Raw genomic sequence first — 14,719 nt, forward strand, 5'->3', positions numbered from 1 at the left:
TATTTGAGTAGCCCCTCTCATTAAAATGACTTGTATATATAAGTCTACATGAATATCGAGCGAAATACCAACGAACTTTCAGTGACGATCAGTCTAAATACCTACAAAAAAGCCCCTGACAAGCGATCTCGTCAGGGGTTCTTCGATTTACGCGCTCTTTTTCAGTTTTCGGGCTGCCCAGTTACCCAACGATTGAATGAGCTGGACCAAAACGACGAGGATAATGACGGTAATGATCATGACTTCGATATCCCATTGCTGGTAGCCGTAGCGCAAGGCGAGATCGCCCAATCCACCGGCACCGACTGCGCCCGCCATAGCAGTGGCACCGATCAAACCGATGGTCGCGATCGTCAGGCAGAGGACGATGCCAGGCCGTGCTTCACGCAGCATGATGCGAAAAATAATCTGCGTCCGGGATGCGCCCATCGCTTGGTACGCTTCGATCACGCCGCGATCTACGTCATGCAGGGCCGTTTCCATCAGGCGTGAGATGTAAGGTGTCGTATAGACGATGAGCGGCACAATGGCTCCCTCAATCCCAATCGAAGTGCCCACGATCAACTCCGTAAAAGGAATGATTGCAACCATGAGAATAATAAAAGGAAGTGAACGCACAATGTTGATGAGCGTATTCAGGGTGTGATAGATGATCTTGTTCGGGAAAAGGTGATTCGCCTGTGTGATGACCAACAAAATCCCGAGCGGAATCCCGATCAATGTCGCAGTGAACAACGAAATTCCGACCATGATGACAGTCTCTTGCAGGGATTGCCCGAATACCGGAATCATTTCAATTAAACGCTCCATTAGCTCCGCACCTCCTCTGGTGACACAATATCTACGCGGTAGACGGATTCGCGCAAGAAGCGAATGCCGTCTTGAATGGGCTGGTCTTCACCAGAAATGTGCAATAGCAAAATGCCGAGCGCCGTTCCCTTAATGGTCGTAATCGAGCCGTACAACAGATTGGTGCTAATCGGAAAGCGTGCGGACAAGGTACCTAGAACTGGATCGAGAGCGGCATCTCCGCGAAAGGCAACGCGAACAATTTTGGAAACGGGTCCGGTTTCTTTTATCTTGGACAAAATCTCCTGTGGTACCTGATCGTCAAAAACCGTTTTGATAAAATTGCGGGTCGTTTGCTCTTGCGGATTGCTGAACACATCCAGAACAGAGCCTTGCTCGATGACGACACCGTTTTCCATGATAGCTACCTGGTCGCAGATTTTTTTGATGACCTGCATTTCATGTGTAATCAGCACGATAGTCAGGTTAAACTTTCGATTGATGTCGAGCAACAGCTCGAGAATCGATTCGGTCGTTTGCGGGTCGAGAGCGGAAGTCGCTTCGTCGCAGAGCAGGATTTCCGGATCGGTCGCAAGCGCACGAGCGATGCCCACCCGTTGCTTTTGCCCACCGGATAGCTGAGAAGGATAAGCGTTTGCTTTATCAGACAAGCCAACCAAGCCGAGAAGGTCTTCTACCTTGCGCTTAATGACATCTTTGGGGACGCGATTCATCCGCAAGATTTCCGCCACATTGTCAAAGACATTATAGGAAGAGAGCAGGTTGAAGTGTTGAAAAATAATCCCGATCTTTTTGCGAGCTTGCCGTAGCTCTTTTTCCTTGAGGGTCAGCATGTTCTGGCCATTGACGATCACAGAACCGCTAGTTGGCTTCTCCAACAGGTTGATGGTACGGAGCAGGGTACTTTTCCCTGCTCCGCTAAAGCCGATCACCCCGTAGATTTGCCCTTTTTCCACCTGCAGGGATACGCCCTTCAATGCTTTTACCTGCTTGTTTCCTACTTGATACGACTTATGAATATCGGTCAGCTGTATCATAACGAGTTCTCCTTGTGGGTTCTTGATGTTCCTGGCGTCGATCTTACCAGGACGGCAGTACAGCTCCTTCAAAACGTTCGTCGATGAATTTTTTCACTTCTTCCGAGCGGTAGATGTCCACCAGCTTTTTGACGGCAGGGTTGTCTTTGTTGGTTTCGTTGACTGCCAAGATGTTCACGTACGGAGAGTCAGCCGTCTCAGCGAAGATCGCGTCTTTTTTCGGAGAGTAGCCAGCTTCCATTGCGAAATTCGTATTAATCGAAGCAACCTCTACGTTGCTCAGCGAGCGTGCCAGGAAAGCAGCCTCCAGCTCTTTGAATTGCAAATTTTTTGGATTTTCCACGATGTCCAATGGTGTTGCGTTGTCGCCCACGCCATCCTTGAGCTTAATCAAGCCAGCTGCCTGATACAGCAGCAAGGCGCGTGCTCGGTTGGTCGGGTCGTTTTGAATGCCGACAACACCGCCTGCCGGGATATCCTCGACTTTTTTATGCTTGGTGGAGTAAAGACCCATTGGATACGTCACGGTTTTTCCGACTTCGACGATTTTGGTTTTGTGATCCTGATTGAACTTCGCCAAGAACGGAATGGTTTGGAAGCTGTTTACATCGAGATTTCCTTTATCGAGAGCTTGGTTCGGCTGTACGTAATCGTTGAAAACGACGACTTCGACGTCGAGTCCTTTGCCTTTGGCGACTTCTTTTACTTTGTTGAGAATCTCTTCGTGCGGGCCGCCAGTGACGCCGACCTTGAGTGAGGTTTGTTCAGCAGCAGTGCCACCGTTAGCAGGCGCAGCTTCTTGTTTAACACCGCAAGCCGTTACGAGCGATGCAGCGAGCAGCAGTGTAGTGAGCAGTAGACCAGTCTTTTTCATGAAAATACCCCTTTTCTCTGGATGTAAGATGGAAACGAAAAAAGCCTCTTCCGACAGAAGAGGCGAAAACTGCGAGTATGTAAACACACTGCAACAATACCTCTCTTATCTGTCGGAATAAATTCCGCTGGATTTGGCACCATATCGTTTGCGATAGGTTGCCGAGGTGTCATAGGGCCAGTCCCTCAACCTCTCTTCATAAGAGAATGTGCTATGAAATTATCATTCCAAACATTGTTGTTAATTCTTATTTGGATAGTTGGATTATAACGACTGATTTTTTTAGTGTCAACTGTTTTTGCAAACGAATGACTTGGTGGAAAAATGTGAAATTGATCTAAATACGAATATTCTATTGAAGAATCGAAAAATCATTTGTATAATGAGAGCGAATGAACCCGATACCAGCTATCGCAGGTGATGACATGACTCTCGTGGACTCCAATGAAACCAGAAAAAAGCTGTCTGCCATCTATAATGAGATAGCAAAAGAGTTGTTCGGATTTGGAACGACTTTGCTCCGAGTCACGATTGAAAACCAGATGATTACGTTCCAAGCCAAGCATCGTCGCTCTCCGCGCTCACAAGCGTTGGAAGGAGAAGCGCCGGCCCTCAAGCTCGAAGTCGATTTTCGCATGTCCCTTCTTTATAAGAAGAAACTGAGAGAACGACTGGAAGAAGAGATGGGGTTGCCGTTGGAAGCTGTGCTGAGGGACTATGATGCGCCTACGCAGTGGGCGATCACGAATGTTATTTTAGCTGAATCAGAACTGAATACCTGACGCAATCGTTCGGATTTTCTCTTTTGATCTATCTTAAGGGGAGACCGTAGACTTTGCGTAAAACGGGTGTCACTTCTCTTTGTTTACGAAGAAAAGTGCTCTTGTTTAGAATGATACGTTCTAATCAAGGGTACTTTTCTTTTTATTGTATCACCATATTTTGTCATCAATTGAACCCAACTGGAGGAGAATTACGATGAAAAAATTACTTGCTGGAATCCTGTCTTTCTCTATGATGTCACTGGCTCTCGCTGGCTGTGGCAGCAATGATCAACCACAAGCGGGAGGGGCTGGCGGCGAAGCCAAGGGCGAGCCACAAAAGCTGGTCATCTCTACATGGGGCTTCTCCGAAGACTTTTTCCGCAAAGAAGTGTATGAGCCGTTTGAAAAAGAACATAACGTGAAAATCGTGCTGGAAATCGGGAACAACGCAGAGCGTCTGAACAAAATTCGCCAAGGAAGCTCCGATGTAGACTTGATCTACCTCTCTGACTACTATGCACAGCAAGGGATTGAGAGTGGCGCATTTGAAAAAATCGACCGCAGCCGCATCCCGAACCTGGATCAAATCTACGACATCGCCAAAGCACCACTGGGCGAGGAATACGGTCCAGCTTACACGATTGGCCAATTCGGGATTGCCTACAATCCAAAGCTCGTAAAAACCGAAATCAAAGATTGGAAAGATCTGTGGAACCCTGAGCTGACAGGCAAGCTGACACTGCCAAGCATTACGTCCACGACAGGCCCGATGGTTCTCGACAGTGCTTCTGCGGTCGCGGGCAGCAAGGAATTCAACGAGGATCAAGCCTTCGCGAAAATGAAAGAAGTCAACAAAAGTGTCGTGAAGTTCTACGATAAGACTTCCGAATACGTGAACATGTTTGGACAAGAAGAAATCGGCGTAGGACCGATCATGGAAATGTACTTCAAAGACATCAAAGCCGCTGTTCCAGAAGCTGTTTTCGTACAACCTGCAAGCGGCGGATATGCGGTCATGAATACGGCTAACATCGTAAAAGGCTCGAAAAACAAAGCACTCGCAGAAGACTTCATCAACTACCAGCTGAGCAAGGAAGTTCAGGAGAAAACAGCAAAGGCAAAAATCGATTCTCCTGTAAACAAAACGGTTCAACTGACAGAAGAAGAAGCAAAAGGCGTAACGTACGGGGAAGCAACCGTAAGCAAGCTGAAAATGCTGGATATGAAATTCGTGAACGAGCACTCCAAAGCATGGATTGACCGTTGGAATCGTGAAATCACGCAATAACGAACGATAGAAAAACAAAGGGCGAGGGTATAGACAATATCGGATATACCCTCGTTTTTCAACGTATAGGAATTTATAAAATAAATTCCGGAGCGTATGTAAACATTCCGCTAAAACGCGGTCGCTCCACGTTGAACTGGCTTCGATAGAAGTTTTCTTATGAGGAATGAACGTGAGGAGGACCATTCGTGCAAAAGATCATTCTTGACGTGGATACGGGCATTGATGATGCGCTTGGCATTATTCTCGCTGTGAAGAGCGGGCAATTCGATCTGGTTGGCATTACTACGGTGAATGGCAACGTGTCGTTGCGACAAGCAACAGAAAACACGTGCAAAATTCTCGATTTCTTGCAAGTCGGCGAGCAAATCCCTGTTGTCTGTGGAGCATCTGAACCGCTGCTGCGACCGTTGTTTTTCGAGCATGCCGTACATGGTGAGGATGGTTTGGGAGGAGCCCTTGCCGGAGTTCCGATTTACAAGGAACCGACAGCTGGCTTTGGCCCTGATTTCATCGTGGAAAACGTACTTGCTCATTCCGGCGAGATTACACTCATCATGACGGGGCCGCTGACCAATTTGGCTTTGGCGGTGAAAAAATGCCCGGAGCTTGTTCAACACGTCAAGGAAGTCATTTTCATGGGTGGGGTTGTCCGCGAGCATGGCAATGTGACGCCAGTTGCGGAGTACAACATGTACGTCGATCCAGAGGCAGCGAAGGTCGTATTTCATGCCGGATTCCCGCAATTGACGATGGTTGGACTGGATGTGACGCGAAGAGTGCTGCTGAACGAGGAGCATATTCGCGAGTTGGGAGATACACCGATGGGCGAGTACGTGAGACAGAGTACGTCTGATTACCTCCATCGTTATTTTCAACGAAATGGCATTTATGCGTGCGCCATGCATGATCCATTGGCTGTCGCAGTCGCACTCAATCCGAAGCTGGTGAAGACCAGGAAGTTATATGTAGATATCGAAACGAGAAGTGAGCTGTGTGATGGGCAAACGGTTTGCGACTTTCAAAACCGCCTGAAAAAAGAACCGAACATAAACGTCTGTCTGGACGTAGATGCAGATGCGTTCTTTGCGCGTTTTCTCGGCGCATTGAAAGCCTGACGATACCGTGAACAGGAGTTAATCAGATGAGAAAAACGGGTCTTTATTTATTGCTGTTGCCGGGTGTGCTGTTTTTGACGCTGTTCATGGTCATTCCGATCGTGATGACGATTGCGTCCACCTTTTATCAGGATGGTAGCTTTACGATCCAGGGCTATCTCCAATTTCTTACCGACGCGTACTTCCTGAAAATTATGCTGACAACGTTGCAGGTCAGTCTGGTCACGACGATTGCGTGTGTTCTGATCGGTTTTCCTGCCGCGTACTACATTTCCAAGCTTGGCCCACGCAAAAAAGGCATCCTGCTGGCATTGGCGATTTTTCCTTTGCTGACCAGCTCTGTCGTGCGGTCGTTCTCTTGGATGATTATTCTCGGAAAAAAGGGCTTATTGAACAGCTCGCTGCTTGCCATCGGGCTCATCGATAAGCCGTTGGAAATATTGTATACGCCGACTGCGATGATGATTGGTTTGATTCATTTGTTCCTGCCGCTGATCATTATTACGCTGGTAGGGGTGATGGAAAACATCGACCCAGATTTGCTGAAGGCGGCGGAAAGCTTGGGTGCTTCCAAGTTGACGGCCTTCTGGAAGGTCATTGTGCCACTTAGTGTGCCAGGACTCATCATCGGTAGCATTCTCGTGTTTGTCGGAAGCCTGACCGCCTACACCACGCCTGCCTTGCTGGGTGGAAAACAGCGGGTCATCTCCACGTTCCTGTATCAAAATGCGATTACGCTCAATGACTGGCATTTGGCATCCGTCATTGCCACGATCATGATTGTCATAACATTTGTCGTCATCTATTTCATGAACAAGCTGGCGACGAAATTAAATCCGAAGGGGTAGAAGCTATGCAGGAGAAAAATCGCGGGTTGGCCCTGTTTACCTCTCTCGTCTTTCTGTTTTTGCTAGGGCCACTCATTATCATTTCTTTTACGTCGTTTGAGCCGGGGAGCGTCTTGAAGTTTCCGCCGGAGGGCTTTTCCTGGCGGTGGTACGAAAACATTTTTGAGGTAGAGATGTTCATGACGACGTTCAAGACGTCGATGTTCGTTTCTTTGCTGGGAAATCTCTTGGCGCTCTTGTTGGGGATTCCGGCAGCTTATGCACTCAGTCGCTTTGATTTTCGCGGCAAGGGCATTTTGAATGGCATTTTCATCTCACCTGTCCTGATTCCGGGTATCGTGATGGGTTTTGCCATGCTGAAATACGTCATTGTCGTATACCATTTGCCGATCTATGCGGGACTTCTCGTCGGTCATACGGTGCTGATGCTTCCGTTTATCATTCGCGTCATTGCATCTTCCTTGTCCAACTTTGACTTCGCTATTGAAGAAGCGGCGTTAAGCCTTGGGGCAGGTCGTCTCGAAACCTTTTTCAAAGTCGTCTTGCCGAATATTCGCTCCGGGATTATTGCTGCGATTCTGATCGCTTTTCTGGAGTCGTTCAACAACGTAGATATCTCTGTTTTCATGACGGGACCAGGGGTAAGCACGCTGCCGATCCAGATGCTGACGTACGTAGAAAACAACTTCGATCCGACGATCGCCGCGATTTCCGTGCTGCTCATGATTTTTACGGCTATTCTCATGTTCATCATTGAACGTCTGATGGGGCTTTCCTACTTTACAAAACGATAACGGAGGCATCAACTCATGGCATTGCTCACGCTGGAAAACGTATCGGTTGCCTATGACAATCAATATATATTGCAAAACTTCAATCTCAATATCGAAAAAGGACAGCTCATCTCTTTGCTTGGTCCGAGCGGTTGCGGAAAGACGACGACGCTGCGTTTGATTGCGGGTTTTCTGGAAGCAAAAGATGGACGATTCATGTTTGAAGGAAAAGATTATACGCGTGTTCCGGTAAACAAACGCAACTTCGGGTTTGTGTTCCAGAGCTATGCGCTGTTTCCGCACCTTTCTGTTTTCGATAACGTGGCGTTCGGTTTGCGCCTGCGCAAGGTCAATGAAACAGAGGTAAAGACCCGGGTGCAGCAAATTCTTGAAGTCGTGAGTCTCGGCGGCTACGAAAAGCGTTTCCCGAAGGAGCTGTCCGGTGGTCAAAGACAGCGCGTGGCGATTGCCCGAGCACTGGTGATTCAGCCTGACCTGCTGTTGTTCGATGAGCCGCTCAGTAACCTCGATGCCAACCTGCGGATCAACATGCGCGTAGAAATCCGTCGTATTCAGCAGGAGCTGGGAATTACGACTGTATACGTATCACATGACCAGGAGGAGTGCTTCTCCATTTCTGACCAGGTGGCGATCATGAACAAGGGTGTGATCGAACAGCTCGACGATCCAGCCACCATTTTCAAATATCCAAAGACTGAGTTTATCGCTCGCTTTATTGGTTTTACCAACTTCATCGACTTCACGGAGCGCACCGAGCAGAACGGAGAAATCGGCCTGCGTGTCGGTGATCATCATTTTACCGCGTCCAAAAATCCGGGCACTGCGAATCAGTCCGGCAAAAAATGCGCAATGCGACCAGATGACCTTCTCGTCACGACAGAAGAGAGCATCGAGCCGGGAATGAACCGTTTGCGCGGGACGGTAAAGGTAAGCACGTTTTTGGGACGCAGCTATCAATATGTCGTGGAAACAGAGCTGGGCGACTTCACGGTCAATCAAGAGATGGAGACGCCGTACAAGACTGGCCTAAACGTCAATCTGCTGTTTCCAAAAGACAAAGTGGTACTCGTGGACTAAAGACAGGAGGTTATTTTCGTGAAGGTCGATTTGTTGATTCAAGACGTCCAAGTATTTAACAGCTATTTTAAAAAGTTCATCAAAGGAAACGTCGCTGTTTTGGATGAACGATTCTTCTATATCGGTGAGCGGAGTACGGAAACATTTGAAGCGGCCGAGATCGTGGACGGACAAGGCCGCTACATGATTCCAGGTCTGGTCGATATACACTTGCATATTGAGAGCACGATGGTGACGCCGGAGACGTTTTCCTTTGGCCTGATTCAAAACGGAGTGACGACGATCGTACCGGAGCCGCATGAGATGGCCAATGTGTTCGGAATCGAAGGGATCAAAGAGATGATTCGCGCGAGCCGTGATTGTGTCGTTGATATGCTGTACGCGATCCCGAGCTCCGTACCAGCTACCTCAATGGAAACGACGGGTGGGTCTGTCGAGATTGCAGATATGGACGAGCTATTGCGCTCCGAAGAGATCATTTGCCTCGGCGAAATCATGAACTACGTAGACATCATCAAGGACCCTGACTGCAAGACGAATCGCATCCTGGAGCATATCCGCAAGACGTATCCAAAGCTCGTCATCGAGGGACATGTTCCGAAATTGCTTGATTTGGACCTGCATCGCGTCATTTATGCGGGAGTGGATTCTGATCATACGCACCAGACGCGTGACGGCATGGAAGCGAGAATCGCAGCGGGCATGTTTCTGGAGATTCAAGAAAAATCGATGACGGATGAAGTCATGGACTATTTGATCAAAGAGGATGTTTCCGAGCATTTTTGCTTTGTGACGGATGATGTGATGACTGATTCTCTGGTCAATCGTGGACATTTGAACCATATCGTGAAAAAAGCCATTCAAATGGGAATGAAGCCAGAGCGTGCGATCTACGCAAGTACATTTACTCCAGCCAGACGTATGAACATGACGGATCGAGGGGCGGTTGCTCCCGGCAAAATAGCGGATTTCCTGTTGGTGTCTGATCTGCATGAATTCAAGATCGAACGCGTCTACAAAAATGGGAAGAAGGCTTACGACGCTAAGGAAGAGTACCGACAAGTAGTTAAAGAGAAGCAGTTTCCTGCGCATTTTTATGAGAGCATCAAGCTATCGCCACTGACAGAGAAAGACTTCCGCGTCAAAGTAGATGTGCCGGATAATCGCTATCCATGTCGGGTCATGCTCGTTCAAAACGGTTCTACTTTCACCGAGGATCACCGTGGAATCGCTGAGGTACGGGAAGGGCAACTCTTGTGGGAGGAGAGTCCGTACGGGCTGATCGCCGTCTTTGAACGCTATGGCATAAACGGAAATCGCGGTTACGGCTTGATCAGCGGCGATACGATCAAGCGAGGTGCGGTAGCCACTAGCTATTCGCATGACAACCACAATCTCTTGGTTGTCGGACACAACCCGCACGACATGATGGTCGCAGCCAATGAAGTCATCCGCAATCAGGGCGGCTTTTACGTGGTAGAGGATGGCAAGGTGATCGCGAGCCTTCATTTGCCGGTCGGAGGCATTTTGACAGAGGAACCATTGGAAAAGACTGCAAAGGAAGTCGAGCAACTTCGCCGTGCCATGGAGTCGCTCGGTTACAATCATTACAACCCGATCATGTCGATCAGCACGCATTCCTTACCGGTCAGTCCAGCCTTGAAGCTGACGGATCTGGGGTTGATCGATGTAAATGACGGGAAAATAGTTCCGTTGCTCTTGATGTGATAAAAGTTGTCTGCTGAGAATATTATTTTCGGCAGGCAATTTTTTTTGATCAAAAAGTCCCGAAAGAAGCATATAAATTTTCATGCATAGGTATACGCGCCTGATTCATCTCCCTATTTTCTGACTGGAATTCGGGTATTTGGTAGGTTTTGGTTTAGGTATTCAGAATCTGTAATACTGGAAAAAATTTCTGTAACATGGAATTCGATCCTAATCCAGAAAAGAGGAGATAAATAAATGGATAACGTAGGGTTGAGAAACAAACTGTTCAGTAAAGGGCTGTCGCTTTTGTTCATGCTGGCAATGATGCTGGTAGCAGGCGCAGCTACGCTCGTGTTCGCTGAGAAAGCTTCGGCTCACGGGTACATCGAATCCCCAGCGAGTCGTTCTTACTTGTGTAAGACGGGACAAAACACAGGCTGCGGTCAAATCCAGTGGGAACCGCAAAGTGTGGAGGGCATTGGGGGGTTCCCGCAATCTGGTCCCGCCGATGGTGAATTTACCGGTGCAGGCCGCTATCCTGAGCTTTACACACAAACAACAAATCGCTGGACAAAGGTTACCTTGCAGGGTGGACAAAATGCGTTTACTTGGAATCTGACAGCCCCGCATAGTACAGCGGAGTGGAAATATTACATCACGAAAAAAGATTGGAATCCTAACAAGCCGCTTGCCCGAGCGGATTTGGAACTGTTCTGCTCGTTTCAGGACGGAGGGAAAAGACCGCCATTCACGGTAACACAATCGTGCAATGTACCGACAGATCGTAGCGGTTACCACATTATTTTGGCTGTTTGGGAAATTGCTGATACGGGCATGGCTTTTTACCAGGCAATTGACGTGAATTTGATTAACACGGGAACAGGTATCGTAGAAAAGCCTACCGTTCCAGGCAATGTGACTTCCGTATCGCAAACAGCTACAAGCATTGACCTTAGCTGGACAAAATCCGTGGCATCTGAGGGAATCAAGCAATACGATGTGTATCGCGATGGCAAATTCATCGCATCTACGAAAGAAACAGCTTACACGGACAAAGATTTGACGCCTGCTACGGCTTACAGCTACACCGTTGTGGCTGTTGATGGCAAAGGGAAAGAGTCTGAGGCTAGCAAAGCACTGACCGTTCGCACAAAAGCAGAAGATATCGTTGATACAGAAGCACCGACGGCACCAGCAGGAATCATGACTCACCATCCAACAGAGTCAGAAATCGACCTCATGTGGAGTCCTTCTCGAGACAATGTGGGTGTGGTGAAATACGAGATTTACCGTGATGGCTCCCATGTAGGAACGGTTGATAAGCCTTCCTTTGTCGATAAAGGATTAACGGCAGGAACATCTTATACGTATATGATCAAGGCAGTTGATGCAGCAGGAAATATTTCCGAAGAGAGCGCACCTTTTGCTGCAAGCACAAAGGAGAAAAGGCCTGAAGTACCGGGTGAAATCGCTGAGTGGGATTCCTCTGCTGTGTATGTACAGGGCGACCGCGTCTTGTATGATGGACTGGAATTCGTAGCAAAATGGTGGGTAACTGGTGAACAGCCAGACCGTTCCGATGCGTGGAAGCTGGTAAGCGATGTCGCACTGTCGTGGGATTCCGGCAAAGCGTATGATGGCGGAGCGCAAGTGAACTACGAAGACAAGGTTTATGAGGCAAAATGGTGGACCAAGGGCGAAGAGCCAGGGAAAGCCGATGTATGGAAGCTTGTTGAATAATGGAGCAAAGCCCGGGTGATCTGCCTGGGCTTTTGTTCGTCAAAGTGCAGCCAGTATTTTGCTGATTCCTGCTTGTTTTGCTATACTTATAATTTGAAAGATAAGCCCATCTTATAAGTTAGAAGGAAATGAAAAATGAATGAAACCTATTCGCTAAAAGAAAAATGGCGACAGTTTTTGGCTGTTTTGCTTCCGATCTTGATCTCACAACTTGCGCTGTTTTCGATGACCTTCGCCGATACCATCATGTCTGGACATGCAAGTCCGACAGATTTGGCAGGGGTAGCGATTGGGGCTAGTTTATGGACACCTGTTCAAGCAGGCTTGACGGGGATTCTGATGGCTGTCATGCCGATGGTTGCACAGATGGTTGGGGCAGGGAAACAAGATCAGGTGTCTTACACGGTTATGCAAGCTTTGTATTTGAGTGTAGGGATTGCGGTCGGTGTCATCATCGTCGGTGGTTTGGTGCTTGATCCGATCCTGAACTGGATGCAATTGGAGCCTGAGGTGCGTACGATTGCTCGCGGCTTCCTGCATGCAATCGCTATTGGAATTATTCCGATGTTTCTTTATACGGTGCTCCGTTGCTTTATCGACGCATTAGGACAGACACGGGTAACAATGTTCATTACCCTGCTTTCGTTGCCGATTAATGTCTTGTTGAACTACGCTCTTATCTTTGGTAACTTTGGTTTGCCTCGACTGGGTGGAATCGGTGCCGGGCTTGCATCTGGCATCACATACTGGTGTATTTTGCTGATTACTCTGTTTGTCGTGAATCGCGTGCACCCATTCATTGAGTTCGGTTTGTTCTCCAAATTTCATCGGATCTCGATGAAGGCATGGAAAGAGCTGCTGAAACTGGGGCTTCCTATCGGATTTTCGATCTTTTGCGAGGTTAGCATTTTTGCGGCCGTCACTTTGTTCATGAGTGAATACAGCACGATTACGATTGCTGCGCATCAGGCAGCGATGAACTTCGCATCATTCCTGTACATGGTTCCATTGAGCATATCCATGGCGTTGACGATTGTCGTCGGCTTTGAGGTGGGAGCCAAAAGGTTCCGGGACGCGAAGCAGTACAGTTATTTGGGTATAGGTATCGCTCTTGGTATTGCCCTTTTGTTCGGAATCAGCTTGCTGATGTTTAGCAAGCAGGTGGCTGGTTTTTACACGACCGACATCGAGGTGTTGGAGCTTGCCCAGCATTTCTTGATGTACTCGATCCTCTTCCTGATCTCTGATGCCGTCGCAGCACCTATTCAAGGGGTACTGCGCGGGTACAAGGATGTGACCGTTACCTTTATCGTTGCGCTGATATCTTATTGGGTGATTGGCTTGCCTTTGGGATACATTCTGGCGAAATTCACTTCGCTTGCCGCATTCGGATATTGGATTGGTCTGATTACGGGATTGGCTGCCGGTGCCATCTTCCTTTTTGGACGTCTGCTGTCGTTACAGAAACGCATGATTCGCAGCCATTCATTAGGAAACAGATAAGCGGAAAATCCCTGATGTGGGGTTTTCCGCTTTTTGCATGAAGAATGAAAGCCTCGTTTACACTAGGTGAAAGACCAGATATACTTCTTATCATAGATGATGGAAGATAACCTGACATCAAAGCAGAGGGGGGGAGAGACTCATGTCACTCTCGGTATTCACAACGTATGATTTTTTGCTAAAACTAGGAGTTGCACTATTTCTAGGCTTGATGATTGGTATGGATCGGCAGCTCAAGCACAAGCCGCTGGGTGTAAAAACCAGCATGGTTATTTCGGTTGCGAGTTGTCTCATTACGATTGTCTCGATTGAATCCGTGCATCGGTTCTCCTTGCCCGGACACACGAATATGGACCCGCTGCGCTTGGCTGCTCAAATTGTGAGCGGTGTAGGTTTCCTTGGGGCTGGTGTTATTCTACGCCGGAGTAATGATGTCATTTCAGGTTTGACCACAGCATCGATGGTCTGGGCGGCTTCTGGACTTGGGATTGCAGTAGGTGCAGGATTTTATTTTGAGGCAGTGACCGCGACGATCCTCATTATTTTGGCGATTAATTTGTTCCCAGTCATTCTTCGCTTGGTTGGTCCAGAATCACTCAGACAAAGAGATTTGTCGATCAAGATTGTGGTCGAAGGCGGGGGCGATTTGGATTTGGTGTTCAAGCAGATTAAGCACCTCGAACTGCAAGTGAAGCGGGTGAAGGTCAAAGACTTGGACAATAATCTGCAAAAGCTGGAAATGATGATTACAGCGTCGGAAAATACGTATACGACGGATATTTACAGCTTGTTGAAGGCTGTCGATCATGTCATGTCGGTAGAAGTAGAAAGCAGATAAAAAGGAATACTAGAAGACGGGGGCTATGATGTAGCTTTCGTCTTTTTTATTTCATTTTCAAGTGGCTGTCGTGAAGGAAGAAGCGCATTTCCAGTCTACGCTTCGGCCTCCGCCCCACAAGGGGTGAAGACTGTCCGCTTAGGAAAAAATGGCGGGAGCGCTTCAAACGTAGGTGGTTCGAAGAAGGATTCCATAAGTTATTATGAACGAGGACAGCCCCTATTCGTAACTTCGTAGGTTACTCTGGCTACACTAAGGGCAAGTACGCCAATAGACAGAGCGCTACAATACGAAAGGAGCTGCTACTTATGAAGGATT

Annotated in this window: 13 protein-coding genes and 1 riboswitch; of the genes, 10 read left to right on the plus strand and 3 right to left on the minus strand. The window is 48.0% G+C overall.

The window, feature by feature from the left end; translation table 11 throughout:
- Positions 1-147: 147 nt before the first annotated feature.
- Genes M3630_RS17480 through M3630_RS17490 form a run of 3 tightly spaced genes read right to left on the minus strand, consistent with a single transcriptional unit; the run spans position 148 to position 2,721 of the window.
- A complete protein-coding gene (locus M3630_RS17480) occupies positions 148-810 on the minus strand; it encodes a methionine ABC transporter permease (RefSeq protein ID WP_251252901.1) in 663 nt (220 codons plus the stop codon).
- The gene (locus tag M3630_RS17485) at positions 810-1,847 is read right to left on the minus strand and encodes a methionine ABC transporter ATP-binding protein (protein ID WP_173610281.1); all 1,038 of its coding nucleotides are present in this window, start codon (positions 1,845-1,847) and stop codon (positions 810-812) included. The genes M3630_RS17480 and M3630_RS17485 overlap by 1 nt, the downstream gene beginning before the upstream one ends.
- Positions 1,848-1,890: 43 nt before the next feature.
- Positions 1,891-2,721, minus strand: a complete 831-nt coding sequence (locus M3630_RS17490; protein WP_251252902.1) for a MetQ/NlpA family ABC transporter substrate-binding protein — start codon at positions 2,719-2,721, stop codon at positions 1,891-1,893.
- Between the two features lie 102 nt (positions 2,722-2,823).
- Positions 2,824-2,926, minus strand: a riboswitch (SAM riboswitch).
- Positions 2,927-3,146: 220 nt separating this feature from the next.
- Between M3630_RS17490 and M3630_RS17495 the strand changes: the two genes are divergently transcribed.
- From M3630_RS17495 to M3630_RS17540, 10 genes are all read left to right on the plus strand, one after another.
- Entirely contained in the window at positions 3,147-3,503 is a 357-nt protein-coding gene (locus tag M3630_RS17495) for a Na-translocating system protein MpsC family protein (RefSeq protein WP_173610495.1), read from the plus strand.
- 196 nt (positions 3,504-3,699) lie between these two features.
- Positions 3,700-4,773, plus strand: coding sequence for an ABC transporter substrate-binding protein (locus tag M3630_RS17500; protein ID WP_251252903.1), 1,074 nt, complete (start codon positions 3,700-3,702; stop codon positions 4,771-4,773).
- 188 nt (positions 4,774-4,961) lie between these two features.
- Positions 4,962-5,891 (plus strand): nucleoside hydrolase, encoded by a 930-nt coding sequence (locus M3630_RS17505; protein WP_251252904.1) that lies wholly within the window; start codon positions 4,962-4,964, stop codon positions 5,889-5,891.
- Positions 5,892-5,917: 26 nt separating this feature from the next.
- Positions 5,918-6,739, plus strand: a complete 822-nt coding sequence (locus M3630_RS17510) for an ABC transporter permease (RefSeq protein ID WP_007724617.1) — start codon at positions 5,918-5,920, stop codon at positions 6,737-6,739.
- 5 nt (positions 6,740-6,744) lie between these two features.
- Positions 6,745-7,533 carry an ABC transporter permease gene (locus M3630_RS17515; protein ID WP_232774300.1) on the plus strand — a complete coding sequence of 263 codons (789 nt, stop codon included), beginning with the start codon at positions 6,745-6,747 and terminating at the stop codon, positions 7,531-7,533.
- Positions 7,534-7,548: 15 nt separating this feature from the next.
- A complete protein-coding gene (locus tag M3630_RS17520; protein ID WP_251252905.1) occupies positions 7,549-8,610 on the plus strand; it encodes an ABC transporter ATP-binding protein in 1,062 nt (353 codons plus the stop codon).
- 18 nt (positions 8,611-8,628) lie between these two features.
- Complete coding sequence (locus M3630_RS17525) at positions 8,629-10,338, plus strand: adenine deaminase (protein ID WP_251252906.1); 1,710 nt, start codon at positions 8,629-8,631, stop codon at positions 10,336-10,338.
- A gap of 237 nt (positions 10,339-10,575) precedes the next feature.
- On the plus strand, positions 10,576-12,060 hold the full coding sequence (locus tag M3630_RS17530; protein WP_251252907.1) for a lytic polysaccharide monooxygenase: 1,485 nt from the start codon (positions 10,576-10,578) through the stop codon (positions 12,058-12,060).
- Positions 12,061-12,195: 135 nt separating this feature from the next.
- Entirely contained in the window at positions 12,196-13,563 is a 1,368-nt protein-coding gene (locus M3630_RS17535; RefSeq protein WP_251252908.1) for an MATE family efflux transporter, read from the plus strand.
- A gap of 142 nt (positions 13,564-13,705) precedes the next feature.
- The gene (locus tag M3630_RS17540) at positions 13,706-14,401 is read left to right on the plus strand and encodes an MgtC/SapB family protein (RefSeq protein WP_173610291.1); all 696 of its coding nucleotides are present in this window, start codon (positions 13,706-13,708) and stop codon (positions 14,399-14,401) included.
- Positions 14,402-14,719: the final 318 nt, after the last annotated feature.

It is taken from the genome of Brevibacillus sp. MER 51 (assembly GCF_023714195.1).
In the GTDB taxonomy this organism is placed as follows: domain Bacteria; phylum Bacillota; class Bacilli; order Brevibacillales; family Brevibacillaceae; genus Brevibacillus.

Excerpts from the sequence above, each read along its gene's own strand:
- M3630_RS17480 (WP_251252901.1), bottom strand. The coding sequence starts at position 810 with ATGGAGCGTTTAATTGAAATGATTCCGGTATTCGGGCAATCCCTGCAA.
- M3630_RS17485 (WP_173610281.1), bottom strand. The coding sequence starts at position 1,847 with ATGATACAGCTGACCGATATTCATAAGTCGTATCAAGTAGGAAACAAG.
- M3630_RS17490 (WP_251252902.1), bottom strand. The coding sequence starts at position 2,721 with ATGAAAAAGACTGGTCTACTGCTCACTACACTGCTGCTCGCTGCATCG.
- M3630_RS17495 (WP_173610495.1), top strand. The coding sequence starts at position 3,147 with ATGACTCTCGTGGACTCCAATGAAACCAGAAAAAAGCTGTCTGCCATC.
- M3630_RS17500 (WP_251252903.1), top strand. The coding sequence starts at position 3,700 with ATGAAAAAATTACTTGCTGGAATCCTGTCTTTCTCTATGATGTCACTG.
- M3630_RS17510 (WP_007724617.1), top strand. The coding sequence starts at position 5,918 with ATGAGAAAAACGGGTCTTTATTTATTGCTGTTGCCGGGTGTGCTGTTT.
- M3630_RS17515 (WP_232774300.1), top strand. The coding sequence starts at position 6,745 with ATGCAGGAGAAAAATCGCGGGTTGGCCCTGTTTACCTCTCTCGTCTTT.
- M3630_RS17520 (WP_251252905.1), top strand. The coding sequence starts at position 7,549 with ATGGCATTGCTCACGCTGGAAAACGTATCGGTTGCCTATGACAATCAA.
- M3630_RS17530 (WP_251252907.1), top strand. The coding sequence starts at position 10,576 with ATGGATAACGTAGGGTTGAGAAACAAACTGTTCAGTAAAGGGCTGTCG.
- M3630_RS17535 (WP_251252908.1), top strand. The coding sequence starts at position 12,196 with ATGAATGAAACCTATTCGCTAAAAGAAAAATGGCGACAGTTTTTGGCT.
- M3630_RS17540 (WP_173610291.1), top strand. The coding sequence starts at position 13,706 with ATGTCACTCTCGGTATTCACAACGTATGATTTTTTGCTAAAACTAGGA.